Genomic DNA, 23,925 nt, shown 5'->3' with positions numbered 1-23,925 from the left:
GGCGGCGTTGTCTCCGCCGCCTGCCGGTCATTTGATGGCACCGCCGGCGTCGACGGGTAGAGCGATCCCGGTGATGTAGCGGGACTCGTCGGAGGCGAGGAAGAGCACAGCGTTGCTGATGTCTTCCGGTTCGAGGTAGGGGACCGGCATCAGGTTGAGGGTTTGCAGTGCTGCCGCGGCTTCGTCCAGGGTCGGGTTCTTCAGGTCGGGGCGGAAGGCGCGGACGGTGGCGTCGTTGACGATCATCGGTGTCCGTACGTTGGACGGGTGGATGCTGTTGACGCGGATGTGGTGCGGGGCCAGTTCGTGGGCGTAGGCGCGGACCATGCCGACCAGGCCGTGTTTGGCTTCGGTGTATCCGCCTCCGGCGCCGAGCGCGCGCAGGCCGGCCAGTGAGCTGGTGATGATCACCGAGCCGCCGGGGCCGTTGTCGATGAGAGGTTGCTTGGTGAGTTCGATGGTGCGGTACACGCCGGTGAGGTTGATGTCGACGACCTGCTCGAAGAGGCGGACGCGTTCGTTGACGTCGGAGATGGGCTCGCCGATGGGGCCGGTGATCCCGGCGTTGGCGCAGACGATGTCGATGTGTCCCAGCTCGGCGAGTCCTTCCGTGACGGCGGCCGCCAGGGATGCGGTGTCGCGGACGTCGGCCTGTACGGCGACGATGCGCCGGCCGAGTTCCTCGACCTGGCGGACGGTCTTGGCGAGATCGGCTTCGGTGGCCAGCGGGCGGTAACAGGTCCTCCGGGCGACAGCGGGCTGGTACGACCACCCGCGCGACCCGCTCAGCCTGGTACTCCGAGGTGGATCGGGAGGCCTCGGCGATCCTCGCCGCGCGGATCCCGGAGGTGCCGTGGACCCGGTCGAGGTGCTCACCGCCGGTCCCCTGTCAGGACACGGCCTGGAGGCTCACGTATCCTTTACTGGGTGTGCGCGGCGCCGCGTTCGGACACTCCCGACGACTTCGAGGTGGACGAGGTCCGGCTCGTCGAGTTCTTCGACGAGCTGATCGAGCGTGGCGCCGGGCCGGCGGACGTCCTGGAGGCTGCGGCCGGGTTCGCCGGCTGCACGGTCGGTTTGCGCACCACCGACGGCGTCTTCGACCTGGTGTGCGGAGCGGACCGCCGGGGTGGCCGGCACCGCTTGTCCCGGGAGCTCAGCACCGGGGACGAGGTGTGGCTGGTGCGACCGGGAGGGACGACCCCGCTGGACGAGCTCCTGCTCAAGCGGCTGTCGGTCGCGTGTGGCGTGGCCTTGCGTCACCTGCGGTCACGTTTGCCGAAGGTCGACGACCCAGCGCTGGTCGAACTCGTCGTGGGGGACGCCGCGGGAGAGCCGGAACGGGCCCGTGCCCTCGCCCTGCTGGGCTACTCGGCCGTGACGCTGTTGCGGGTGGTGGCGATCGTGGGCGAGGCCGATGACGTGCGGCAGGTGATCCGGGACCTCGGGGACGTGCACGCCACCACGCTCGGATCGGTCCACGTGGTGGTGACAGCCCAGGAGATCCCCGAGGACCTCGCCGTCCCGGTGGGCACGCGGATTTCCATCGGGCCCAGGTTGCCCGGCATGCGTGCTCCGTGTTCGTGGCGGGCGGCCAGGACCTGTTTGCGCTTCGCCATGCCCAGTACCCATCCGTCCCCGCCGTACCCGAAGGAAGAAGCTGCTGTCGTCGACGCGGCGAGCGTGGGCTGTTTCGCCCTGCTGGCGGAGCACCTGCCGGCCGATGCCATCGCCGAGACCGCGGAGGTCGAGGTACTGGACCGGCTGGCCGGTGAGCCCGGCGGGCCCGAGATGCTGCGCACCTTGGAGGCCGTGGCAGCGACCGAGTCGCTGCGCCGCGCCGCCGCCTCGCTCCACATGCACCACAATTCGGTGAGTGCGCGAGTCGCGCGGGCGGAGCAATTGCTCGGCTTCGAGATCACGCAGCCGTACGGGCGCGTGCGCATGATGTTCGCGCTGATCCTGAGGCGCCTGCGCGACTCGGATCGCCGGTGACCCTCGCCGAATGGCGGGAATCGGCGGGAAACCTCTCGCCAGGTGACCGGTGACTGCGGTCACAAACATACCCATCCTGTAAAGAGCGCTGGTCAGCGGTGGCGATCGCCGTGGCGCTCCGCAGGAATGAGGACGACAGGCATGGCGCTGGACGAGGCGACGACGATGTTCCTTGCTCAGATGGCTGGAAGCGGCAGGAAACCGATCCACGAAATGGAACCCGGCGAAGCGCGTGAGTCGGGGCCGATGATGACCCAGCTATACGGGCCCGGACCCGACATGGCACGGGTCGTGAACGAGCGGCTGAACACCACCGACGGCACCGACTTCGCGGTGCGCGTGCTCGTTCCTTCCGCGGCCCCGGCCGGTCTCGTCGTCTACTACCACGGCGGCGGCTGGGTACTCGGCGACATCGACCAGTTCGACACACTCGGGCGGCAGCTCGCCGCGCGGACGGGCTGCGCCGTGGTTCTGGTGGACTATCGCAAGGCCCCGGAACACCCGTATCCGGCCGCCGTGGAAGACGCGTGGCAGGCTCTGAACTGGGCGCACGAGCAGATGACCGGCATCGCCGGCGCGACCGTGCCACTGATCGTCGCCGGCGACTCGGCGGGCGGCAACCTCGCGGCGGTCATGGCGCACCGGTCGCGGGACCGCTCGGGCCCGGACCTGGCCCTCCAGGTGCTGGTCTACCCCGTCACCGCGGCCGACTTCGACACGCCCTCGTATCTCGCGCCCGAGAACCAGCTGATGCTCAGCCGCGACAGCATGATCTGGTTCTGGAACCATTACGCGGCGCCCGAGCGTCGCGGTGAGCCCGAGGCGAGCCCGTTGCGGGCACCCGATTTCACCGGCTTGCCGCCCGCCGTGGTGCTCGTGGCGGAGCACGATCCGTTGCGGGACGAGGGTGAGGCCTACGCCGCCGCGCTCGAAGCGGCCGGTGTCCCGGTGCGCAAGCGCCTGTTCGACGCGCAGATGCACGGCTTCTTCTCGATGGTGAACGTCTTGCCCGGGAGCGCCGCCGCGATCGATTACGTGGTGGCCGAAATCGCCGCTGTCGCTGGTACCCGGGTGGTGCGGTGATGGACACGACCACGACCGACTACGACGTGTGCGTCATCGGCGCCGGTTTCGGCGGGATGTACATGCTGAAGAAGCTGCGCGAGCTCGGGTTCCGCACACACGTGTTCGAGCGAGGCGACGACGTGGGGGGAACCTGGTACTGGAACCGGTACCCCGGTGCCCGCTGCGACGTCGAAAGCCTGTTCTACTGCTATTCCTTCGACGAGGAGCTGCAGCAGGAGTGGACCTGGTCCGAGCGTTACCCGGCGCAACCGGAAATCCTCGCCTACTGCAGGCACGTCGCCGACCGGTACGACCTGCGCCGCGACATCTCGTTCGCCACGCCCGTCGAGTCGGTCGTCTACGACGAGGTGGCCGGGCTCTGGAACCTTCGCACCGGCGCGGGGCAGCGGGTACGCGCACGCTGGGTGATCACCGCTGTGGGGTGCCTGTCGGCTTCGCAAGTGCCGCGGTTCCCGGGACTGGACGACTTCCGCGGCCCCTGGTTCCACACCGGACAGTGGCCGCACGAGCCGGTCGACTTCACGGGAAAGCGCGTCGCGGTGATCGGTACCGGCTCCTCGGGCATCCAGGTCATCCCGGCGATCGCGCAGACGGCGCGGCAGCTCACCGTCTTCCAGCGCACCCCCAATTTCAGCATCCCCGCCCACAACGGCCCGCTCGATCCCGAAACCCAGGCGCGGGTGAAGGCGGAGTACGCGACACTGCGGGCCGAGGCGCGGGTCTCGCCCGGCGGCACGATCGCCCATCCGACCGGGAAGAAAGCCCTCGACCTCGGCGAGGAAGAGCGTCGTGCGGAGCTGGACCGCCGCTGGGCGAACGGTGGCTCCGCGTTCCTGTCGGCGTTCGCGGACACGATGGTGAACGAGGCGGCGAACCGGATCTCCGCCGACTACGTTCGCGACCAGATCCGGCGGATCGTGAAGGACCCGGCAACCGCGGAGCTGCTCTGCCCCCGGGACCATCCGATCGGCAGCAAGCGGATCTGCGTCGACACGGGGTACTACGAGACGTACAACCGGGACAACGTCCGGCTGGTCGACGTCCGGGCGAACCCGATCGAGCGGATCACCGAACACGGCTTGCGTACCGGAGGTGTCGATCACGAGGTGGACGCCATCGTGTTCGCCACCGGGTACGACGCGATGACCGGACCGCTGACCCGGTTGAACATCCGTGGCGTGGGCGGGCAGTCTCTCGCGGACTCCTGGTCCGAAGGCCCCCGGACGTACCTCGGGCTCGCGGTGCCGGGATTTCCCAACCTCTTCACGATCACGGGACCGGGCAGTCCCTCGGTGCTCAGCAACATGGTCGTTTCGATCGAGCAGCACGTCGAGTGGATCGCCGACCACCTCGACCACCTGCGACGCAACGACCTTCGCCGATCGGAGGCCGACCCGGAGGCGGCCAGGCAGTGGACGGAGCACGTCGACGAGGTGGCCAGGTACACCCTGTACCCGCAGGCCGCCTCGTGGTACATGGGCGCCAACGTGGCCGGCAAGCCGCGTGTCTTCATGCCTTATGTCGGCGGTGTCGGGGCTTATCGCAAGATCTGCGATGAGGTGACGGCTGAGGGGTACAAGGGGTTCCAGCTGTCCCGCTGAACAGCGCAGGGGCCCGGCGGAGTCCGCTCCGCCGGGCCCGTGGCATCACCGGCCGGGTGATCCGGTCACGAGTTCGTCCCGGGCCGGCGAGCCCGGCCGGTGAGCCCGCCGGTTCTCGCAGTCACCGACCAGTTGCCGGGCGATCTCGGCAGCAGGCGACGGAGCCGACGGCCCTGGCCGATGACGAACGATTTGAGCGCCTTCGTGTCGTCGTGGCCCTGCTCAGCGGCCGCGGCGTCGATGCGTTCCCAGGCTTCGCTGACGAGCATGGACTGCAGGGTTTTCGGCTGTCCGGGTTCTCCCAGGGCGTCGTGCCAGGCGCTGCTGCCGAGCTCGCGGGCGGGCCTTCTCCCACCGCGTCTCCCTGGTCACCAACGCACTCCGCATTCCCCGCACCACGTCGTCGACCGGGCGCACCGGGATCGCCACCATGGTGCTCACCGCGCCGAAGTCGCCGCCGGGCCGGCCGAGTACGCGGCACGGCTGGTCGAGTTCATCCTCGGCGCGGTGGCCGCCGGCTGAGCGCCCGGGTCAGGAGCGGGCTGCGGCCGAAACCTCGTCGCGGCGGGCGAGCGCGATGATCGAGGCGAGGGTGGGCAGCCAGCGGTGCCGCGCGTCGGGCGGCGCCACCCAGCGGCTGCGCCCCCCGAGGACGCCCGACGCGGGAACCGGGATCCAGGCCGGGCAGCCCAGGACTTCCACTCCGGACAGCATTCCCTCCCAGCCGGGCACGTATCCGTTGGCGTCGGCCAGGAAGATCCAGCGCGCCGCGGAGCCGAGCTCCAGCACCGGTCCGGATTCCCCGGATCCCGCGAGCGCGGCCGCCAGCGGGGGACCGAGCCGGGCAGGCACCGAGGCTCCCACGATGCCGCTGCCCAATTGCAGCCAGGCCTGGTCCCCGCGTGGTTCCACGTGCCAGCCCAACCGCGCCCGGTAGTCCGCGATGGACCAGGGCGGCGCGCCGCCGGAACCCGGCCGGCGGCGCGCCTTCGGCACCCGGTTGTGGTTCATGGCATCCGCTTTCTCGGCTCAGGACGTCCGGCGCGGCGTGAACACCAGGGGCAGCACCCTCGGCTGGACCTTGCTCTGGCCGCCGACGTACTCGATGTCCTGGCCCTCGGGCAGCCGGTAGTCCGGAATGGTCGCGTTGAACTCCTCCAGCGCCACCTTCAGCTGCAACCGGGCCAGCGGGGCCCCGAGGCAGCGGTGGACGCCGGTGCCGAACGTGAGGTTGCTGCCGGCGTCGCGGTCGAAGTCGACCTCGCCCGGGTTCGGGAAGGCCTCCGGGTCGTGGTTGGCTCCACCGGTGTGCACCAGGATCCGGTCGCCGGTCTTGAGCTGCACGCCGGCGATCTCGACGTCGTGCGCGACGTCCCGGACGTTGTGGTGGAAGCCGTGGACGCGGATGAGCTCCTCGGCCGCGGCGGGGATCGACGACGGATCGTCGATCAAGCGCTGCCGGTGGCCGGGGTGCTTGGCGAGGAACGCCATCGAGTAGGCGATCATCGATCCGGTGGAGTCCGTGCCGGCGAAGAACAGCAGCGAGGCGATGCTCAGGATCTCGTCGTCGGTGAGCGGGCGGCCCTCCATCTCGGCCTCGACGAGGAAGCTGATGATGTCGTCACCGGTCTGCTCGCGCCGCTGAGCGATCACTTCGGTGATGATGCTTTCGATCTTCTCGACGACCTTCCGGCGGAACTCCAGCCCGGCCTCGCGACCCTGCGTGCGCCGGATGTGCTCGGCGCCGAAGACCAGGTCGTTGGACAGCTGGTTGAACCCGGGGAAGTTCTCCTTGGGCAGGCCCAGCAGCACGCAGTAGGTCGCCGCGGGCAGCGGGAGTGCGAAGTCGCTCATGAACTCGCACTCACCCTGCGGGGCGATCTCGGCCAGCCGCTCGTGGGCGGTCTCCCGGATGATCGGCTCCAGGGCCTTCAACCGCCGTGGGGAGAACATGGTCATCAGCACCTTGCGGTACTTGTGGTGCTCGGGCGGGTTCAGCCGGAGCGGGATGTGGGTGCGGCCCGTCCAGTTGGGGGTGATCGTGCCCCACTGCGGGAAGGACTCGTAGTCCTGCATGGCCTGCTTGATGTCGGCGTAGCGCGTGAACACCCAGAAGCCGCCCCCGAAGGGTGTGTAGAAGACGCGCTTGTCCCGGAACGCGTCCAGCGCGGCCGGGGGGAACGCCATGACTTCGGGCCCGTTCTGCGGGTCGTAGTCCACGACGAGGCCGGGTGGGACGTGCGCGGGAATGGACGTGGTCTCCGACGTCGCCTGCGAGGTCGTCACTGGTGTCGCTCCCTTTCTCGGCTGGGCTGTCCGCCACACGCTGCCGTGGGCAGCGCCACACCGCAGCGATAATGAGGATACTGATAGCGGAGGTAAATTTCCAGAGGTCTCCCAGGGGTATGACCCCGCGAAGAGTGCCCCTTCCCCCGTGGCCGCTATAAAGGATACTCTTTAAGGGCGAGAATTCGACATTGCGAGGTTGCCTGTGACAACGACGAAGTCCGAGTCCTTCGGCCGGATCACCGATGAGGCCATCGAGAGGTTCCGGAGCAAGCTCGACGTGCCCTACGGGCGGCCGAAGCCGCCGCACAACCTGGAGGCGCACGCCGACACCATCAGGCACTTCGCCTGGGCCTACGGTGACGACAACCCCTTGTACAACGACCCGTCCTACGGCGATTCCACACGGTGGGGCGGTATGATCGCGCCCCCGCTCTACCTGCTCACCATGGGCGAGGACGAGGTGGGACCGCTGCCCGCCGACGTGCGAGCGCGCTCCAAGGGCGCCCTGGCCGGGGTCCACCTCTTCAACTCCGGCACGGAGATCCAGTTCTACCGGCCGATCCGGCCCGGTGACCGGATCGCCGAGACGGTCCGCCTGGTCGACGTCCAGGAGAAGGTGTCGCGGTTCGGTGGCGGCAAGAGCGTCATCAGCTACAACGAGCACACCTACCAGAACCGGGAGACCCGCGAGGTCTACGCGGTCCGGCTCAGCTGGTACGTCCACACGGAGCGCGAGTCCTCGCGCAAGGCCAACCGGGAAGGCGTGATCCAGCCGCCGTCCTACGACGCCGAGCAGATCGAGGAGATCACGGCGAAGGTGCTGGCGGAGAAGCCGCGCGGCGCCGATCCGCGGTGGTGGGAGGACGTCGCCGTGGGCGATGTCGTCGGCCCGCTGCACAAGGGGCCGTTGACGCTCAGCGACGTCGTCTGTTTCCACATCGGCCTCGGCACGGGCGGCGACTACGGCTGGGGCCCCCTGCGCCTGGCGGCCAAGCGCCGGCAGGAGATGCCGGCTTTCTACACCCGCAATGCCTACGGCGCCTGGGACGTGGTGCAGCGGGTCCACTGGGACGAAGCATGGGCCCGTTCGATCGGCGCCCAGCGGCCCTACGACTACGGCCAGACGCGGCAGATGTGGCTGGCTCACCTGCTGACCGACTGGATGGGGGACGACGGCTGGCTGTCGAGCCTGCGGCTGGAGCTGCGCCGGTTCAACTACATCGGTGATCTGTCCACCGTCCAGGGGACGGTCGTCGAGAAGCCGCGGCCGGGCGTGGTGAAGATCGCGCTGTCGGTCGTCAACCAGGACGAGGTGGAGACCACGATGGGGGAGGCCACGGTGCTCCTGCCGACACGCGAGCAGCCCCAGCCGGAACTGCCCGTGCCGCCGGCGGTGCCGGAGAGCGTCGCGCGAGCCCAGCGCGAGCGCGGCCGCGCGGCTGACCGCGAGCGTCCGTGACCTCGGCCCCGCCGCCCGTTCAGCTGGGCATCACGCTGGGCCGGCTGAACCCGGCGGCCTGGGAGGGGGTGGCCGTCCTCGCCGAGGCGCTCGGCTTCGAGTCGGTCTGGATGTCGGACCACCTGGCGATCCCCTACCGGCTCGACGGACAGCTGGCGGGCGCCCGGGCGGAGGACAAGCTCGCCCGGACGACACCGCTGTTCGACCCGCCGAGCTACCTGTCCTTCCTCGCCGGCCGGACCAGCCGGGTCAAGCTGGGGACGCTCGTCTACCTGCTCGGGCTGCGGCACCCGTTCGTGAGCGCGCGCGGATTCGCCACCCTCGACCAGGTGTCGCGGGGCCGGGCGCTCGCCGGCGTCGGCGCGGGGTGGCTGCGCAGCGAATTCGAGGCCGTCGGCGTCGACCCCGCCGCTCGCGGCCGCCTGCTCGACGAGGCGATCGGCGTGGTCCGCCGGTTGTGGACCGACGAGGCCGTCGGGTCCGACGGTCCCTTCTTCCCCTTCGAGGCGGTGGGCTTCGAGCCCAAGCCGGTGCGACCGATACCGATCCTCGTCGGGGGCGAATCGCGTCGGGCTCTCGCGCGCGCCGCCGAGCACGGCGACGGCTGGCTGGGGATGGGCCACGATCCGGTGTCGGCCAGAGCACGGGTCGAGCAACTCCGGGAGCTGCGGGCACGCGGTGGACGGGCCGGCGAGCCGTTCACGATCACGGTGCTCGCCCGGGATCCCGGCCCCGGGGATCTGGACGCCTACGCCCTGGCCGGGGTCGACCGGGTGATCGTAGCGCCCTGGCGCTCGTCGCGGACCGCCGAGGAGGATCTGCGTGCCTACGCCGCGCACGTGGCTCTCGGTGGCTGACACGGGCACGAATCAACTGGGGATACTCTTTGTCGGATATTCGCCGAACCGGAGGTGACCCCGTGGAAACGCCCGAGTGGTTCCGGGACGCGCTCGCGACCCCGTGCTCGACCTACGAGGTGGAATCCGGGGGCGCCCGCATCGCGGTGCGCGCCTGGGGACCCGAGGACGCGCCCGGCGTCGTCCTCGTCCACGGCGGGGCGGCGCATTCCCGGTGGTGGGACCACATCGCGCCGATGCTGGGGACGGAGTACCGCATCATCGCGGTCGACCTGTCCGGGCACGGCGACAGCGGCCGGCGCCCCGCCTACGAACTCTCGTGCTGGGCACGCGAGGTCGTGGACGCGGTGGAGGCCGCGCGGATGGCGCCGCGCCCGGTCGTCGTCGGCCACAGCATGGGTGGCTGGGTCGCGCTGACGGTCGGCGCCGAGCACGACGGGACGGTCGCCGGAGTCATCGTGATCGATTCGCCCGTGCGCGAGCGAAGTCCCGAGGAGGTCGCGGCCGCGAGCAGGCGGGCCTTCGGTCCGCTGCGGACCTATGCGGACCGCGAAGGCGCGCTCGCCCGGTTCCATACCGTGCCGGAGCAGGAGGGCAATCTGCCGTTCGTGATGCGGCACGTCGCGGCCTGCTCGCTCCGGGACACCGGCCGGGGCTGGACCTGGAAGTTCGATCCCGCGATCTTCGCCCAGCCGCGCCCTCGGCCGGAGATGCTCGGCAGGGTCGTGTCGCGGGTCGCGCTGCTGCGTGCCGAGCGCGGCCTGGTCACGCCCGAGATCGGCGCCCAGATGTACGAGCTGCTGGGGCGTGCGGCGCCGGTGGTCGAGCTGCCGCTTGCCGGTCACCACCCGATGCTCGACCAGCCCCTCTCGCTGATCACGGCGATCCGCACGTTGCTCGCGGACTGGGAGCACTCGGCGCCCCGGCCCCGGTGTGTCTGACCCGATCGGGGAGCGGGGTCACGGTTGGTGACGATCCGGTGGTGTCTCTTGCTTGAACCCCGCTAATAGAGGACACTCATTCCGGAAACAGGGTGGTTTCACGGGAGGAGCAACGGTGCTGCCGATGACGAAGGGTCGCGACCCTGACCGGCGAGGCTGCCGGACGGGAGTGTCGCGATGATCCGATTTGTCGCGTGGCGGGTGGTCGGGATGGTGCCGATCATCCTGCTCGTCACGCTCGTGTCGTTCCTGCTGCTCGAGCTGGTCCCCGGCGACCCGGCCCGGGTGATCGCGGGCGACTTCGCGACGCCGGACCAGATCGAGGCCACCAGGGTCGCGCTCGGGCTGGACCGCAACGTGGTCGTGCGGTACTTCGCCTACCTCGGCGACATAGTGACCGGATCGTTCGGGAACTCCGTCGTGCTCCAGCCCGGCCGTGGTGCGATGGAGCTGATCCTGCAGGCGCTGCCGGTGACGCTCTCGCTCACGGTCGTCGCGCTGGTGATCGCGGTGGTCATCGCCGTGCCGCTGGGCGTGGCCGCTGCTGTGCGCCGCGGCAGCTGGGTGGACCACGTGCTGACGGGACTCACCTCGCTGTCGCTGGCGCTGCCGCCCTTCGTCATCGGGCCGCTGCTCGTGACGATCCTGGCCGTCGCGTACAAGTTGTTCCCCGCGGTCGGCTACCAGCCCCTGTCCCAGGGGTTCGCCGTGTGGCTGAGCTACCTGTTCCTGCCGGCGCTGGCGATCGCCGTCAACCCGATTGCCGAGATCGCCCGGCAGATCCGCGGATCGCTCATCGACGTGCTGGACCAGAGCTACATCCGCACCGCGAACGCCAAGGGTCTCACCACGACCCGGGTCATCGGCAAGCACGCGATCAAGAACGCGGCCATCCCGGCGGTGACCGTGCTCGGCCTGCAGGTCACCCGCGTCATCGGGGGCACCGTCGTGGTCGAGATCGTGTTCGCGATGCCCGGGATCGGGGCGCTCGCGGTGAATTCCGTGCTGGCCAGCGACTTCCCGGTGGTGCAGGCGCTCGTGCTCTTCAGCGCCCTCGCCGTGCTCGCCACGAACCTCCTGGTCGATCTGACCTACGGCTACTTCGACCCGCGTCTACGAAAGGGCTGACCGCGATGACCGCCACGATCGATCCGGTGCCGGCCACGGAGGCCCCGCCGCCCCGCAGGCGCCGGCGGTTCCGCACCGCCCGGATGCTGCTCTCCGAACGCCGTACCCGCGTGGTGCTGGTGCTCCTCGTCGTGCTGGTACTGGCCGCGGTCCTCGGGCCGCTGCTGACCCCGTACGGGGAGAATCAGCAGGATCTGATGAACCGGCTCCAGACGCCCGGCGGAGGTCATCTGCTGGGAACCGACAGCCTGGGCCGCGACATCCTGACGCTGGTGTTCGCGGGCACCCGGCTGAGCCTGCTCGCCGGGTTGCTCGCGGTGGGCACGGCCGTCGTACTGGGAGTGCCCGCCGGATTGCTCGCCGGCTACCGGGGCGGCGCGTTCGGCGCGATCAGCAACACGGTGTCCGACACGTTGCTCAGCCTGCCCCCGCTGATCCTCGCCCTGGCCATCGTGGGCGCCTACGGCGGCGGTGTCGTCCCGGCGATGCTGGCGGTCGGCGTCACGCTGGCGCCGCGGTTCTACCGCGTCACCCGCGGCGTCGCCGCTTCGGTGTCGAAGGACAGCTTCGTCGAGGCCGCGCGGTCCATCGGCTGCACCACGCCGCGGATCCTCGGCCGGCACGTCTTCGCCAACGCGGTGGCGCCGATCCTGGTCCAGGTGACGTTCTCGATCGGCCTGGCGATCATCGCCGAGGCGAGCCTGAGCTTCCTGGGACTGGGCGCCCAGCCGCCGGCGGTCAGCCTCGGCACGATGGCCCGCGACGCCTTCACCCACATCCGGGAGCTCGCGTTCCCGATCTTCCCGCCGTGCATCGTCATCGCGGTGATCGTGTTCCTGTTCTCGTCCCTCGGCGACGGTCTGCGGGACGCCATCGTCTCGGGAGGCCGGCGGTCATGACCGTGATCCAGGAGCCGGCCGCCGGCACCACGACGGCGCTGCTGGCCGTCCGCGACCTCTCGGTCGGGGTCCGCCGGGGGCGCACCCTGGTCCCGATCCTCGACTCCGTCAGCTTCACCGTGCGCGCCGGCGAGATGGTCGGCCTCGTCGGCGAGTCCGGCTCGGGCAAGACCGTGAGCTCGCTGGCCGCGATGGGCCTCCTGCCACGTTCCCTCGAGGTGTCGGGCGGTTCCATCGAGTTCGAGGGGCGGGATCTGCTGAGGATGGAGCGCAAGCAGGTCCGGGGGCTGCGGGGCGCCGAGCTTTCGATGATCTTCCAGGACGCGCTGCGTTGCCTCAACCCCGCCTTCACGATCGGCGACCAGATCGCCGAACCGCTGCGCGTGCACCGCGGCATGAGCCGGTCACAGGCGCACGCCCGCGCCGTCGAGCTGCTCGAACTCGTCGAGATCCCGCGGGCGCGCGAGCGCGCTCGCGCGTACCCCCACCAGCTCAGCGGGGGGATGTGCCAGCGCGTGATGATCGCCATCGCGCTCGCGTGCTCGCCGAAGCTGCTGATCGCCGACGAGCCCACCACCGCACTGGACGTCACCGTCCAGAAGCAGGTGCTCAGACTGCTGGACCGGATCCAGCGCGAGATGAACCTGGGTGTCTTGTTCATCACCCACGACCTCGGCGTGGTCGCCGAGATCTGCCACCGCACGGCGGTGATGTACGCCGGGCAGATCGTCGAGGAGGGCCCCACCGAGCAGCTCTTCCGCCGGCCGCGCCACCCCTACACGCACGGGTTGATCTCCTCGATCCCGCGGAGTGGTGAGGAGGCCCGCAGGTTCGGCTCGATCCCGGGCACGGTCCCCAAGGCCGGGCATTGGCCCACCGGGTGCCACTTCTCCAGCCGGTGCCCGCATGCGCAGGCGGGCCGTTGCGACACGGCACCGGTCCCGCTGGACGTGATCGAGCCCGCGGGGCCCGACAGCCCCGTTCCCCACCGGGTCCGCTGTCTCCGGGCCCGGGAGCTCAGCCTGGAGGGAGTCGCATGAGCGAGACCGTGCTGACCGCCACCGACCTCACGAAGACCTACACGAGCGGCCGGTTCGGACGGCGGCAAACCGTGCACGCCGTGCGCGGGGTCGACTTCACGGTCGGCAAGGGGGAGACCGTCGCCGTCGTCGGGGAGTCCGGTGCGGGCAAGTCGACCGTCGGCCGGCTCGTTCTCCGTCTGATGGAGCCGGACCGGGGCACCGTGCTGTTCGAGGACATCGACCTGCGCGGGCTGTCCCGGCGGGACCTGCGCCGGATGCGCCCCCGGATGCAGATGGTCTTCCAGGACCCGTTCTCCTCGCTCGACCCGACGATGACGATCGCCGACTCCATTGTGGAGCCCTTGCTCGTGCACGGCGGCACCACCGCGGCGCAGCGCCAGGGCCGGGCGGCGGAACTCCTCGTCCGGGTCGGCCTGGACCCCGAGTTCGGCGAGCGCCTCCCGCGCGAGCTCTCCGGCGGGCAGCTCCAGCGGGTGGCCATCGCCCGCGCGATCTCCACGAACCCGTCGCTGATCGTGTGTGACGAGCCGGTCGCCGCGCTCGACCTGTCCATCCGGGGCCAGATCCTCAACCTGCTCGTCGGCCTGCAGGCGGAGACGGGCGTGTCCTACCTGTTCATCTCGCACGATCTGTCGGTGGTCGAGCACTTCGCCCACCGGGTGGCGGTCATGTACGCGGGTCAGGTCGTCGAGAGCGGCCCAACGCGCGAGGTGTTCGACTCGCCTCGTCACCCGTATACCAAGGCACTGCTCGCCGCGGTGCCGCGTCCGGACTTCGGACCACGGGACGGCGAGGCCGACACCCTGGTCAAGGGCGAACGGCTTCAGGAGGCGCAGATCGGGAGCGGCTGCGCCTACCGCAACCGCTGCCCGGCGGCGATGGCCGTGTGCGAGACGTCGAATCCCGCTCTCGCGGCGGGTGACCACCGGGTGGCCTGCCACCTTTCCAGTGAGGAGGCGCCGGGTCCGTCACACGGCGTTCTCCTGCAGTCGAACCAGCGGAGGGCCGGATGACCGAGGTGATCGAGGAGTACGCGTGCGACCTGCTGGTCGTCGGTGCGGGGATCGCGGGCCTGACCGCCGCCGGGGCCGCCGCCGCCAAGGGCATGCGCGTCGTCGTGGTGGAGAAGGCCGACCACGTCGGCGGCTCCGCGCTGCTGTCCGGCGGCTTCGTGTGGCGGCCCGAGTCCTACGAGGTGCTGCGTGCCGGCAACCCGGACGGGGACCCGGAGCTGGGCCGGGTGCTCGTCGACGGGCACGCCGACGCCATCGCCTGGATCGCCTCGCTCGGTGTCGAGATGTCCGAGGAACGGCGGTCGTCCAACATGGGCGGGATCGGGCACCTGGTCGACATCCTCGGCTACGTCAACGCCGCCCGCCGCCTCGTGGAGAAGGCGGGCGGGGCCGTCCTGCTCGAAGCCGAGGTGGAGCGGCTGGTGATCGAGGACGGCGCGGTCACCGGAGGGGTCGTCGCGGACCGGGACGGCCGGACCCGCGTCCGGGCGCCGTGGACGGTGCTCGCCACGGGCGGTTTCCAGGGCGATCCCGAACTGCGCCGTGAGTTCATCGGAGAGCAGGCGGCGGACATGCTGGTGCGCTCCAACCCGTGCAGCGACGGCGCGGGGCTGCGGCTGGGCCGGTCGGCGGGCGGCGCGCTCTCTGCGGGCATGTCTGGTTTCTACGGGCACGTCATGGCGTACCCGTTGTCGAAACCGTTGGTGCCGGGCGATTTCCTGCGGCTGGCGCAGTCCTTCTACAGCGTGTGGGGAATCATGCTCGGCCGCGACGGCCGGCGGTTCACCGACGAGTCGCTGGGCCACTACCGCAATTCCCAGGCGCTCGTGCGGTTACCGGGGGCCCGGGCGGTGATCGTGGCGGACGAGCTGACCCGGCGGACCAACGCCACCACCACGCCGCTCAAGGGCGTCGAGGCGATCGACCTGCCGCGCGAGGCGGAGCGGGAGGGCGCCCACGTAGCCTACGCGGACACGATCGGCGAGCTGGCCCAGAAGATCGCGGCGTGGGGGTACGACGCCGAGGGCGTCGTCCGGTCGGTGGCGGAGTTCAACGCCGGGCTGGCCGGCGATCCGGAGGCGCTGGCCCCCGCCCGGCGGAAGAACCGGCGCCCCATCGCCGAACCCCCGTTCTTCGCGAGCGAGTGCCAGCCGGCGATCACCTTCACCCACGGCGGCGTGCGCATCGACACCGAAGCGCGGGTACTCGGCGAGAACCGACAGCCGGTCCCGGGTTTGCTCGCGGCGGGCGCCGACGGCGCCGGCGTCTACGACGGGGGCTACGCCGGCGGCCTGTCCCTCGGTGCCGTGTTCGGGCTCAGGGCGGCGGCGACCGCCGCCTCGTCGCACGGCTGACCGGCACAGCGCGTCCACGACGAAGGGCTCGGAGCCGGCCGGCTCCGAGCCCTTCGTCGTCCGGGTCAGCTCCCCTGGGCCAGCCAGGGGTCGCGCGGCATGCCCAGTACCCGTTCGGCGATGACGTTGCGCTGGATCTCGCTGGTCCCGCCGGCGATCGTCGACGCCCGCGAGCGCAGGTAGCCGAACACCCACTTGCCGCGGTCGGGCGCGAGGCCGGAGCCGCGGTCGAGCAGGCCGGCCGCTCCCGAGAGGTCCATCGCGAGCTCGTGGAGCTGCTTCTCCTGCTCCTGCCCGAACGCCTTCATGATCGCGCCTTCCGGCCCGGGCTCGCCCGAGGACTGCACGCTGGCGATGTTGCGCAGGCCGTGCAACCGGATGAGCTCGCTGGCGATCCACTTGCGGGCCAGCGCGCTGCGCACCTCGGGACGGTCGGCGGGGCGCTTGCCGAGCGGGCTGGTGCGGCGGGCGAGGTCGACGACCTTGTCCAGGGTCCGGCGGAACCCGATCTGCGAGGCCAGGAACTGCGTGTAGCGCTCGTGGTTGAGGGTGGTGCGGGTGACACCCCAGCCACCGTGCAACGGCCCCACGACGTGGGTGAGGGGGATTCGCACCGAGTCGAGGAAGACGTCGTTGATGTCGTGCTCGCGGCAGATCCGCTCGATCGGCCGCACGGTCACCCCGGGCGCGTCCATCGGGATGAGGACGAACGACAGGCCCTTGTGCTTGGGCGCGTCCGGGTCGGTCCGCACGAGCGCGAACATCCACTGCGCGTAGTGGCCGCCGGTGTTCCAGGTCTTCTGGCCCTCGATGACCATTTCGTCGCCCTCGATGCGGCCCCGGGTGCGCAGCCCGGCCAGGTCGGAGCCGGCGCCGGGCTCGGAGAAGCCTTCGCACCAGATCTCCTCGCCGACGAGCATCGGCCGCAGGAAGCGCTCTCGCTGCCAGTCGGTGCCGTGCCGGATGATCGTCGGCCCGCACAGGTTCAGGCCGATGTGCCCGAGCGGGCGCGGCACGCCGCGCCGGGCGAGCTCGGCGTGGTAGGCGATCTGCTGGTCCATGGTCGCGCCACGGCCGCCGAACTCGGCGGGCCAGTGGATCGCGATCCAGCGGTCCGCCGCCATGCGGCGTTGGAGGTCGCGGATGAACTCGCGGCGGGGCTCGGCGCCCTTCGGCATCCGGAACGCGGGGGTGCCCCAGCCCTCGGGGAGGTTGGCGTCGAGCCATGCGGACAGCTCCGCGCGGAACTCCCCGGTGCTCTGCGCGGACGTGCTGGTCACCTCGGTCATCGGGTCGCTCCTCCAGGGATGGGCTCGTCGAGCAGCGCCGCCGCGATCACGTCGAGGTGCTCGGCCGTGTCGCCGTACAGGAGCTGCCCGGATTTGGCGCGGCGCAGGTAGAGGTGGATGTCGTGCTCGAAGGTGCAGCCGATGCCGCCGTGGATCTGCAGCGCGTCGGCCGCGACCTGCGTGGCGCTTTCCGACGCGACGGCCTTCGCCATCGCCACGTAGAGGTCGGCCTCCGCACCGGCGGAGAGCTGCCAGGCGGCCCCGTAGCAGGCCGACCGCGCGTTCTCGACCAGGACGAGCATGTCGGCCAACTTGTGCTTGATGGCCTGGAAGGCGCCGATGGGGTGACCGAACTGCCTGCGGGTCAGCGCGTACTCGGCGGCGATCCGCAGCGCTCGTTCCGCGACCCCGGTGGACTCGGCGGCCACGAGCAGGGTGGCCAGTGCGCTCGCCGCGGAGATCGCTTCGTCCGCGTCGCGCACCAGCACCGGGACGCCGGGGGTGCGGGAGAAGCCGACCTGGGCCAGGCCCACGGTCGGGTCGATCGCGGGCAACGGCGTCGTGGTGACCCCTGGTGCGTCGAGTTCGACCGCGAGCACGGCCGGGGTGCCGCTCGTCGTGTGCGCGACGACCAGCAGGGTCTGCGCCCAGGCGCCGCCCGGAACGATCGCGACTTCCCCGTCGACCGTCCAGCCCTCGTCCCCGGCCGCCGCCTTCACGTCGACCCCGGCGCCGGTGGCGGCCGGAAGCGCTGCCACGGTGATCCGGCCTTCGATGACCTGCTCCAGCAGGTGCGCGGCGGCGCGTTCGGTACCGCGCGACAGCAGCGAGGTGGCCGCGGCCACGCCGGTGAACGGGACGGGCGCGACGGCCCGGCCGAGTTCCTCCGCAACCAGCATCTGCTCGATCGCGGTGGAGGTCAGCTCGTACTGCGGGAGGTCGAGGCCGAGCGCGCCCAGGCCGACGTCGTTCAGCGCCGCCCACAGCGCTCGCGCCTGCGCCGGTGCCTCCTCGGTGAAGGCGCTGCGCGGTGCGGCCCGTGCCGCGAGCAGGCGACGCACGCTCTGCTGCAGCCCGACCTGCTCCGCGGTGAGTTGGAATTCCATCTTCCCTCCGCATAGAGGATACTAAATAGGTGAGATGCTGACTATCGTAGAGCCAAGTGCCGGGTAAATGCGAGAGGATGGCGGAGATGAACACCTCCAGAGTGGCACAAGATGATACTCTTTTCGCCGTGACGGAGGGAGCGGCGGAGCGGCCCGTAGCCGTGGTGACCGCGGCGGGCGGGCCGATGGGGGCGGCGATCGCGCGGCGCCTCGCAGCTACCCACGCGCTCGTCCTCAACGACCGGTCGGCCGACCGGCTCGCCACCACGGCGGAGGCGCTGTGCGCCGACGGCGCCACCGTCGTCACCGTCGCCGGCGACGTGTCGGAGCGGGCCACCGCGGTCGCTCTCCGCGAGAACGCCGTTGCCCGGTGGGGCAGGCTCGACGCTCTGGTGAACGTGGCCGGTGGGGTCAAGGGCCCGTTGAACCAGCCCCTCCTGGACATCACCGACGACCAGTGGTCCCGCACGCTCGACATCAACCTGACCTCGGCGTTCCGGTGCCTGCAGGAGGCCGCGCGCGTCATGGTGGACGCCGGGGGCGGCCGGATCGTCAACATCGGATCGACATCGTGGGCGGGCTCGCCCGACCGCGCCCACTACGCGGCGGCGAAGGCCGGGCTGGTGGCGCTGACCCGGTCGGCGGCCACGCAACTGGGGCCGCACGGGATCACGGTGAACGTGATCGTGCTCGGCGCCACGACGACGACCGTCGTGGACCGGCCGGACGGGACCTGGGTGCAGGACTGGGCGGCGCACAACCCCCTCGGGCGGCCCAACACAGTGGACGACGTCGCCGACGCAGTGGAGTTCCTGCTCGGGGCGGGCAGCCGGAACATCAGCGGCCAGGCGCTCACCGTGGCCGGCGGGCTCAACCCGTCGTTGTGACCGCAGCGCACCTGGGATCCTCAGATCGGAGTACACAATGGACTTGATCGGCCCCTGGGAGACCCTCGACGTCGAGGTCGGCAAGGGAGGTGTCGTCGTCGTCCGGCTGAACCGCCCGGAGCGCATGAACGCCATCTCGCCGGCCATGCTGGAGGAGCTGGCCCAGTTCTGGCCCGCCTTCGACGCCGACCCGGACGCGCGGGTCGCGGTGGTCACCGGGGCGGGGGAGCGGGCGTTCTGCTCCGGTGCCGACGTCGGCACGGTCGCCGACCGCTCTCGCGCGCGGACCGGGATCTTCGAGCGGGAGAACCGCTTCACACCGCTGCAGAACAAGGTCCGCAAGCCGTCGATCTGCGCGGTCAACGGTGTGTGCGCGGGCGGCGGGCTGCACTTCGTCGCGGACACCGACTTCACGATCGCCGCCGATTCCGCCACGTTCCTGGACCCGCACGTCTCGGTGGGCCAGGTGAGCGCGGTCGAAACGATCGTGCTCTCGCGCCGCGTCCCGCACCAGGCCGTGATGCGGATGATGCTGCTCGGGCGCGCGGAGCGGATCGACGCCCGGCGCGCCCTCGAGATGGGCCTGGTGACGGAGGTCGTCCCGGCCGCCGAGCTCCAGGAGCGCGCGCTGGAGCTGGCGCGGGCGGTCGCGGCGGGGTCGCCCGCGGCGATCGCGGCGAGCCGGCAGGTGGTGTGGGACGCGCTGGACCGTCCGCTGCACGACGCGCTGCGGATCGCCTGGCCGGTCCTGCGCGCCCACGGCGATCACCACCCGGACGCCCAGGAGGGTCCGAAGGCCTTCTTCGAGAAGCGCCCGCCGGAGTGGGCCTGATCCGAGTGCGACGCGCCCGGCGGCTATGCCCCGCAGTCGACGGTGAGCTACCGGGCGCCCTTGCGGGCCACGAATGCCCGGGCCCCCTCCTGGAACTCGGGGCTCGCTTTGACCGCCGCGTAGGCCTCCTGCGTGAGCGCCCAGGCGTCGTCCTCCGCCAGGCCCGCGGACTCGTCGATGACCCGTTTGCTCTGGCGGACCGACTCCGGGGCGTTGGCCGCGATCCGTTCGGCGATCGCCACTGCGGTCTCCAGTGCCTTGCCGGAGTCGGTCAGCTCGTTCACCAGCCCCAGCTGGTGGGCCCGCTCCGCGTCGATCGGCTCGCCGGTCAGTGCCAGCTGCATCGCGACCTTCCGGCCGAGCACCGAGGCGCTGCGGTAGAGCCCGCCCTCCGCGGCGAGCACCGCGCGGCGCACCTCGGGCAGGCCGAACCGGGCGTCCCGGGCTGCCACCACGATGTCGCACGCCAGGGCCAGCTCCATTCCGCCGCCCAGTGCGTTGCCTTCCGCCGCGGCGATGAGGGGTTTGGTCCGGCGGCGCCGCGTGAGGCCGGCGAAGCCGTTGTCGTCCACCACCCGTTCACCGGCCAGGCGTGCCCGGAGATCGGCTCCCGAGCAGAACGTGGCACCGGCGCCGGTCAGCACTCCGGCGCGGAGTTCGGGCGCGGACTCCAGGCGCTCGAGCGCGGCGCGCATGCCCACCAGGACCGCGTGGTCGACCGCGTTGTGGACATGGGGACGGTCGATCGTGATGACCAGAACTGGGCCGATCGTGCGCGTTGTCGTCGGTGACACAAACTAAGTATACTCATTTTCTCACTGTCGAGGCCAAGGAGGTCCAGCTCATGCGGAGCCGTCGCGTGCTCGTCACCGGATGTTCGAGCGGGGTGGGGCGCGCGAGCGCGATCCAGCTCGCGGCCCGCGGCCACGAGGTGATCGCCACCGCGCGCAGGATCGAGTCGATCGGCGACCTCGACGTCGCAGTCGCCGTCGAACTCGACGTCACGGACGCGGACTCGGTCGCCGCCGCCGCGGACAAGGTGGGCCCGGTCGACGTCCTCGTCAACAACGCCGGGCGGGGCCTGCGCGCTCCCGTCGAGCTCGTGGGCGACGAGGCGCTCCGCACCCTGTGGGAGACCAACGTGCTCGGCCCCGTGCGGACCGTGCGGGCGTTCCTCCCCGCGATGCGGGAGCGGGGCGCGGGCCGCATCGTGAACGTCTCGTCGGTGGCCGGGCGGCGCGCCATGCCGCTGACGGGGCACTATGCGGCGAGCAAGCACGCGCTGGAGGCGCTGAGCGAGTCGTTGCGGTTCGAGGTGCGCGATTTCGGGATCGACGTCGTGCTGGTGGAACCCGGCGCGGTGAAGTCCGATTTCAGCGCGAAGCGGCTGGCTGCCGACGTAGCTCCCGGGCCCTACGCCGAGGTGGCCGCGCGGGCCACGGCCCAGGCCGCGGCCAACGCTCCCGCGCAGACCTCCGAGGAGGTCGCCGAGGTCGTGGTGCGCGCGGTGGAGGCGGAGCGCGTCCCGCTGCGGATGCCGACGTCGGAGGCGGTCGCCGGGATGATCCGCGAACGGACCGGGCGGACGGACGACGACTTCGAGGAGTGGGCCACCCGCGGGTGACCCGGGGGCCGGTCCGGCGGGACACCGGACCGGCCCACCGGTCAGCTCCCGACGGGTTCGACGACGAAGATCGAACCGTCCGGCTCGTGGTACTCGCCGGTGGAGTAACTCTTCCGGGAGGAGGCGGCGACCAGGCGGTTCCCGGCGAACACCAGCGTCGTGCTGCCGCCCTGGATGCCGTCGACGAACACGTGCTCACTGCCGTCCGGCGCGATGCGGAGGATGCGCGCGTCGTAGGGCAGCGGCTTGGCGTTGAGCTCGTTGATCGACGCGTGCAGCAGGTTCGTCGACCCTTCGTCGACGGTGAACATGTGCCCGGCGTACGGGCCGAACCCCTCGGGTGCGATCGGCCCCGCCCGCCACTGGATGCCGGGGACCGGGTGCACCGAGCGGTCGCTGTCGTCGATCCGCCAGTACTGGAGGTCGGTCTTGGCTTCGCCGTGCTCGAGGTAGGTCGTCGCGCGCGTCGCGATGATCACCTCGCCCGCGACGTCCCGCCACTGCGAGTGGTCGGGCGCGACGAACGTCAGGAACGGCATCATGGGCCGCTCCACCAGCGGCGGGGCCATCACCAGGTACGGCTCGGCGTTGCCGTCGGGGTCGACGCGGTACACGACGCAGTTGACCAGCGACTGGCAGAACAGGTAGCCCTCGTGGGGGCTCCCCTTCGGGCCGAAGGTCCCGGTCATTCCCGCGCCGGGAACGCCGTCGCCGACCGGTCCGTGGTGTGGCAGGTCCGCGAAGGCGTGCGGGATCCCGTCGGCGGGGTCCATGCGGTAGAGCCGGTGTCCCTTGTGGGCCCCGACGCGCCCGGACTCGGCCTGCGCGATGAAGAACAGGTGCCCGCCCCAGCCGCCGAACCACGGCGGCGCCTGCTCCGGCCGCAGCGGCGCGGTCACGCCGTGCATCCCGGGGGGCGAGATCGTCTCGAGGCGGTCGTCGGCGGTGAACCGGTAGATGGCACCGTGGCCGGCAGTCGGGTCGAACCCGCGTTCGGGCTGTCCGCCGATGTCGCTCAGGACGACCGCGCCGTCCGCGGTGGCGAAGCGCAGCTGGGGGTCGTACAGCCATTCCCCGACCCCGATGGCCTCGCGGACGCGGTAGCGCTCGTCGTGGACCTCGGCGCGGAACTCGCAGTCCGCACGCAGCTGCGAAAAGTCCTCGGTGACCGATGTGGTGCTCAACGTGTGCCCTTCCTTTCGCCTGGTGGCCGGTCAGCTCGCGACGCGGCGCGGCTTGAACGTCGAGCGCGGGAGGCTGCCCACGGGCACCGACTCGGCCTTCACCGGCACTCCGAGGTCCTCGCGGAGGATCCCTTCGACCCGTCGCGCCGACTGCTCGTCCTCGGTCTCCACCTTGAGCTGGATCTCGCTGCCCTGCCCGGGGCGCAACTGGAACTCGGGCGAGCCGTGCGGGAACAGCGCCAGCTGGATGTCGATCGGCAGCACCATCTTCCCGCCGACCTCGGCGCGGTCCGCGCCGCGGCCGAGGAAGGTGTACCGCTGACCGGTTTCGCCGCACGGGCACGGCTCGTCGGTGGCCGCCACGATGTCCTCCACGTCGTAGCGGAGGTAGAACGCGTCGAGGTCGTAGGAGTTGATCACCAGGTGGCCGCGCTCGCCCGTGGGCACCTCCTTGCCGGTCACCGGGTCGACGACCTGGATCCAGTGATGCCCCATCGGGACGTGCATCCCGGTGTGGAAGCGGCAGTCGTTGATGGAGTAGCCCGGGATCTCCGACGCGCCGGTGATGTTGTGCAGCCGGACGCCGTAGGTCTGCTCGAACTGCCGCCGTGGCTCCTCGAACTGGTAGAGCGCCTCGACGATCAGCAGGGACGCCTCGTTGAACAGCTTGCGCAGGTCGAGGCCCTGCCGCGCGGCGGCGTTTTCGTAGATCTGCACCTGGGAGCCGGTCAGCATGAAGCCCGTGGGCGAGAGCAGCTGCCACAGGTCGAGGTGCATCTCGATGTCCTTGTCGGTGCTGGGCAGTCCGCACGGGATTTCCATGATCCCGAGCTTGAGGAAGTCGCGCCCGGCCAGCACGCCGGTGGAGTAGAGACCGGTCGGCCAGCTGTGGGCGAACCGCCCGCCGGGGCGCATGCCGACCCGCCAGAGGTACTGCAACCGCACGTCGATGGCCACCGCCATGTCGCGTTCGGTCCACAGGACCAGCCACGGCTTGCCCGTGGTCCCGGTCGAGGTGCCCACGCGCCGCGCCTGTTCCAGCTGCACGGACCGGTGGGTGCCGAACGGCGGGTTGGCCTGCACGTCCGCCCGCAGGTCGTTCTTGGTGGTGCGCGGGATCTCGTCCAGCGGGGGCAGCTCACCCGGTTCCAGGCCCGCCTGGCGGTAGCGGTTGCTGTAGTAGGGGTTGCTCCAGACCCGGTCCCACTCACCCTGCAGTCCGGCGAACGCCCGCCGGCGGTTCTCCTCCGGAGCCAGCGTCTGGGCTTCGGGGTCGTACAGCTCCTGGTCCTCGCTTCGTTCGGTCACCCGTGGTCCTCCTCGACTGTGGCTTGACC

At 71.0% G+C, this 23,925-nt stretch carries 23 protein-coding genes; 14 read left to right on the top strand and 9 right to left on the bottom strand.

The annotated features are described in order from the left end of the window. Positions 1 to 27 precede the first annotated feature (27 nt). Positions 28 to 876 carry a mycofactocin-coupled SDR family oxidoreductase gene (locus FB470_RS34120; protein ID WP_306998391.1) on the bottom strand — a complete coding sequence of 283 codons (849 nt, stop codon included), beginning with the start codon at positions 874 to 876 and terminating at the stop codon, positions 28 to 30. 51 nt (positions 877 to 927) lie between these two features. On the opposite strand from FB470_RS34120, the gene FB470_RS34115 reads away from it, so the two are divergent. The 3 genes from FB470_RS34115 to FB470_RS34105 all read left to right on the top strand — a co-directional run bounded on the left by FB470_RS34115 (position 928) and on the right by FB470_RS34105 (position 4,682). Further along, positions 928 to 1,995 (top strand): helix-turn-helix domain-containing protein, encoded by a 1,068-nt coding sequence (locus FB470_RS34115; RefSeq protein WP_306998389.1) that lies wholly within the window; start codon positions 928 to 930, stop codon positions 1,993 to 1,995. Positions 1,996 to 2,136: 141 nt separating this feature from the next. Beyond that, positions 2,137 to 3,078, top strand: a complete 942-nt coding sequence (locus FB470_RS34110; protein WP_306998387.1) for an alpha/beta hydrolase — start codon at positions 2,137 to 2,139, stop codon at positions 3,076 to 3,078. Then, a complete protein-coding gene (locus tag FB470_RS34105; RefSeq protein WP_306998385.1) occupies positions 3,078 to 4,682 on the top strand; it encodes a flavin-containing monooxygenase in 1,605 nt (534 codons plus the stop codon). The genes FB470_RS34110 and FB470_RS34105 overlap by 1 nt, the downstream gene beginning before the upstream one ends. 65 nt (positions 4,683 to 4,747) lie before the next feature. Here the strand turns inward: FB470_RS34105 and FB470_RS34100 are convergent, their stop codons facing one another. From FB470_RS34100 to FB470_RS34090, 3 genes are all read right to left on the bottom strand, one after another. Next, entirely contained in the window at positions 4,748 to 4,951 is a 204-nt protein-coding gene (locus tag FB470_RS34100) for a hypothetical protein (protein WP_306998383.1), read from the bottom strand. A gap of 262 nt (positions 4,952 to 5,213) precedes the next feature. Then, positions 5,214 to 5,693, bottom strand: a complete 480-nt coding sequence (locus FB470_RS34095; RefSeq protein ID WP_306998381.1) for a hypothetical protein — start codon at positions 5,691 to 5,693, stop codon at positions 5,214 to 5,216. A gap of 18 nt (positions 5,694 to 5,711) precedes the next feature. Next, positions 5,712 to 6,968, bottom strand: a complete 1,257-nt coding sequence (locus FB470_RS34090) for a cytochrome P450 (RefSeq protein WP_306998379.1) — start codon at positions 6,966 to 6,968, stop codon at positions 5,712 to 5,714. 205 nt (positions 6,969 to 7,173) lie between these two features. Here FB470_RS34090 and FB470_RS34085 point away from each other — a divergent pair, with 205 nt between their 5' ends. The 8 genes from FB470_RS34085 (at position 7,174) to FB470_RS34050 (ending at position 15,666) form a co-directional block, all read left to right on the top strand. Further along, positions 7,174 to 8,430, top strand: a complete 1,257-nt coding sequence (locus FB470_RS34085; RefSeq protein WP_306998377.1) for an FAS1-like dehydratase domain-containing protein — start codon at positions 7,174 to 7,176, stop codon at positions 8,428 to 8,430. Continuing rightward, a complete protein-coding gene (locus tag FB470_RS34080) occupies positions 8,427 to 9,287 on the top strand; it encodes a TIGR03619 family F420-dependent LLM class oxidoreductase (RefSeq protein ID WP_306998374.1) in 861 nt (286 codons plus the stop codon). Before FB470_RS34085 ends, FB470_RS34080 begins: the two co-directional genes overlap by 4 nt. 62 nt (positions 9,288 to 9,349) lie before the next feature. Further along, positions 9,350 to 10,228 carry an alpha/beta fold hydrolase gene (locus FB470_RS34075; protein ID WP_306998372.1) on the top strand — a complete coding sequence of 293 codons (879 nt, stop codon included), beginning with the start codon at positions 9,350 to 9,352 and terminating at the stop codon, positions 10,226 to 10,228. 177 nt (positions 10,229 to 10,405) lie between these two features. Further along, positions 10,406 to 11,356, top strand: coding sequence for an ABC transporter permease (locus tag FB470_RS34070; RefSeq protein ID WP_306998370.1), 951 nt, complete (start codon positions 10,406 to 10,408; stop codon positions 11,354 to 11,356). Between the two features lie 5 nt (positions 11,357 to 11,361). Continuing rightward, the gene (locus tag FB470_RS34065; RefSeq protein WP_306998368.1) at positions 11,362 to 12,255 is read left to right on the top strand and encodes an ABC transporter permease; all 894 of its coding nucleotides are present in this window, start codon (positions 11,362 to 11,364) and stop codon (positions 12,253 to 12,255) included. Then, entirely contained in the window at positions 12,252 to 13,295 is a 1,044-nt protein-coding gene (locus tag FB470_RS34060; protein ID WP_306998366.1) for an ABC transporter ATP-binding protein, read from the top strand. Before FB470_RS34065 ends, FB470_RS34060 begins: the two co-directional genes overlap by 4 nt. Beyond that, positions 13,292 to 14,311 (top strand): ABC transporter ATP-binding protein, encoded by a 1,020-nt coding sequence (locus FB470_RS34055; RefSeq protein WP_306998364.1) that lies wholly within the window; start codon positions 13,292 to 13,294, stop codon positions 14,309 to 14,311. The genes FB470_RS34060 and FB470_RS34055 overlap by 4 nt, the downstream gene beginning before the upstream one ends. Then, entirely contained in the window at positions 14,308 to 15,666 is a 1,359-nt protein-coding gene (locus FB470_RS34050; protein WP_306998362.1) for an FAD-dependent oxidoreductase, read from the top strand. Before FB470_RS34055 ends, FB470_RS34050 begins: the two co-directional genes overlap by 4 nt. A gap of 65 nt (positions 15,667 to 15,731) precedes the next feature. Here the strand turns inward: FB470_RS34050 and FB470_RS34045 are convergent, their stop codons facing one another. Together FB470_RS34045 and FB470_RS34040 are read right to left on the bottom strand one after the other, a co-directional pair. Continuing rightward, complete coding sequence (locus FB470_RS34045; RefSeq protein ID WP_306998360.1) at positions 15,732 to 16,955, bottom strand: acyl-CoA dehydrogenase family protein; 1,224 nt, start codon at positions 16,953 to 16,955, stop codon at positions 15,732 to 15,734. Further along, positions 16,952 to 18,061 carry an acyl-CoA dehydrogenase family protein gene (locus FB470_RS34040; protein ID WP_306998358.1) on the bottom strand — a complete coding sequence of 370 codons (1,110 nt, stop codon included), beginning with the start codon at positions 18,059 to 18,061 and terminating at the stop codon, positions 16,952 to 16,954. Before FB470_RS34040 ends, FB470_RS34045 begins: the two co-directional genes overlap by 4 nt. A gap of 128 nt (positions 18,062 to 18,189) precedes the next feature. On the opposite strand from FB470_RS34040, the gene FB470_RS34035 reads away from it, so the two are divergent. Together FB470_RS34035 and FB470_RS34030 are read left to right on the top strand one after the other, a co-directional pair. After that, positions 18,190 to 18,948 (top strand): SDR family NAD(P)-dependent oxidoreductase, encoded by a 759-nt coding sequence (locus FB470_RS34035; protein WP_306998356.1) that lies wholly within the window; start codon positions 18,190 to 18,192, stop codon positions 18,946 to 18,948. Positions 18,949 to 18,985: 37 nt separating this feature from the next. After that, positions 18,986 to 19,780 carry an enoyl-CoA hydratase/isomerase family protein gene (locus FB470_RS34030; RefSeq protein ID WP_306998354.1) on the top strand — a complete coding sequence of 265 codons (795 nt, stop codon included), beginning with the start codon at positions 18,986 to 18,988 and terminating at the stop codon, positions 19,778 to 19,780. Between the two features lie 47 nt (positions 19,781 to 19,827). Here FB470_RS34030 and FB470_RS34025 read toward each other — a convergent pair whose 3' ends face one another. Beyond that, positions 19,828 to 20,574, bottom strand: coding sequence for an enoyl-CoA hydratase-related protein (locus FB470_RS34025; RefSeq protein WP_306998351.1), 747 nt, complete (start codon positions 20,572 to 20,574; stop codon positions 19,828 to 19,830). A 50-nt stretch (positions 20,575 to 20,624) separates the two neighbouring features. Here FB470_RS34025 and FB470_RS34020 point away from each other — a divergent pair, with 50 nt between their 5' ends. Beyond that, positions 20,625 to 21,404, top strand: coding sequence for an SDR family oxidoreductase (locus FB470_RS34020; RefSeq protein WP_306998349.1), 780 nt, complete (start codon positions 20,625 to 20,627; stop codon positions 21,402 to 21,404). A gap of 41 nt (positions 21,405 to 21,445) precedes the next feature. Here the strand turns inward: FB470_RS34020 and FB470_RS34015 are convergent, their stop codons facing one another. Then, entirely contained in the window at positions 21,446 to 22,588 is a 1,143-nt protein-coding gene (locus FB470_RS34015) for a hypothetical protein (protein ID WP_306998348.1), read from the bottom strand. Between the two features lie 30 nt (positions 22,589 to 22,618). Next, on the bottom strand, positions 22,619 to 23,896 hold the full coding sequence (locus tag FB470_RS34010) for a phenylacetate--CoA ligase family protein (RefSeq protein ID WP_306998346.1): 1,278 nt from the start codon (positions 23,894 to 23,896) through the stop codon (positions 22,619 to 22,621). Between the last annotated feature and the right edge of the window lie 29 nt (positions 23,897 to 23,925).

Origin of the sequence: Amycolatopsis thermophila, assembly GCF_030814215.1 — a bacterium.
Lineage (GTDB): Bacteria > Actinomycetota > Actinomycetes > Mycobacteriales > Pseudonocardiaceae > Amycolatopsis_E > Amycolatopsis_E thermophila.
This window is presented reverse-complemented; position numbering and strand designations above follow the sequence as displayed.

Excerpts from the sequence above, each read along its gene's own strand:
- FB470_RS34110 (WP_306998387.1), top strand. The coding sequence starts at position 2,137 with ATGGCGCTGGACGAGGCGACGACGATGTTCCTTGCTCAGATGGCTGGA.
- FB470_RS34105 (WP_306998385.1), top strand. The coding sequence starts at position 3,078 with ATGGACACGACCACGACCGACTACGACGTGTGCGTCATCGGCGCCGGT.
- FB470_RS34100 (WP_306998383.1), bottom strand. The coding sequence starts at position 4,951 with ATGCTCGTCAGCGAAGCCTGGGAACGCATCGACGCCGCGGCCGCTGAG.
- FB470_RS34095 (WP_306998381.1), bottom strand. The coding sequence starts at position 5,693 with ATGAACCACAACCGGGTGCCGAAGGCGCGCCGCCGGCCGGGTTCCGGC.
- FB470_RS34070 (WP_306998370.1), top strand. The coding sequence starts at position 10,406 with ATGATCCGATTTGTCGCGTGGCGGGTGGTCGGGATGGTGCCGATCATC.
- FB470_RS34065 (WP_306998368.1), top strand. The coding sequence starts at position 11,362 with ATGACCGCCACGATCGATCCGGTGCCGGCCACGGAGGCCCCGCCGCCC.
- FB470_RS34060 (WP_306998366.1), top strand. The coding sequence starts at position 12,252 with ATGACCGTGATCCAGGAGCCGGCCGCCGGCACCACGACGGCGCTGCTG.
- FB470_RS34055 (WP_306998364.1), top strand. The coding sequence starts at position 13,292 with ATGAGCGAGACCGTGCTGACCGCCACCGACCTCACGAAGACCTACACG.
- FB470_RS34050 (WP_306998362.1), top strand. The coding sequence starts at position 14,308 with ATGACCGAGGTGATCGAGGAGTACGCGTGCGACCTGCTGGTCGTCGGT.
- FB470_RS34045 (WP_306998360.1), bottom strand. The coding sequence starts at position 16,955 with ATGACCGAGGTGACCAGCACGTCCGCGCAGAGCACCGGGGAGTTCCGC.
- FB470_RS34040 (WP_306998358.1), bottom strand. The coding sequence starts at position 18,061 with ATGGAATTCCAACTCACCGCGGAGCAGGTCGGGCTGCAGCAGAGCGTG.
- FB470_RS34030 (WP_306998354.1), top strand. The coding sequence starts at position 18,986 with ATGGACTTGATCGGCCCCTGGGAGACCCTCGACGTCGAGGTCGGCAAG.
- FB470_RS34020 (WP_306998349.1), top strand. The coding sequence starts at position 20,625 with ATGCGGAGCCGTCGCGTGCTCGTCACCGGATGTTCGAGCGGGGTGGGG.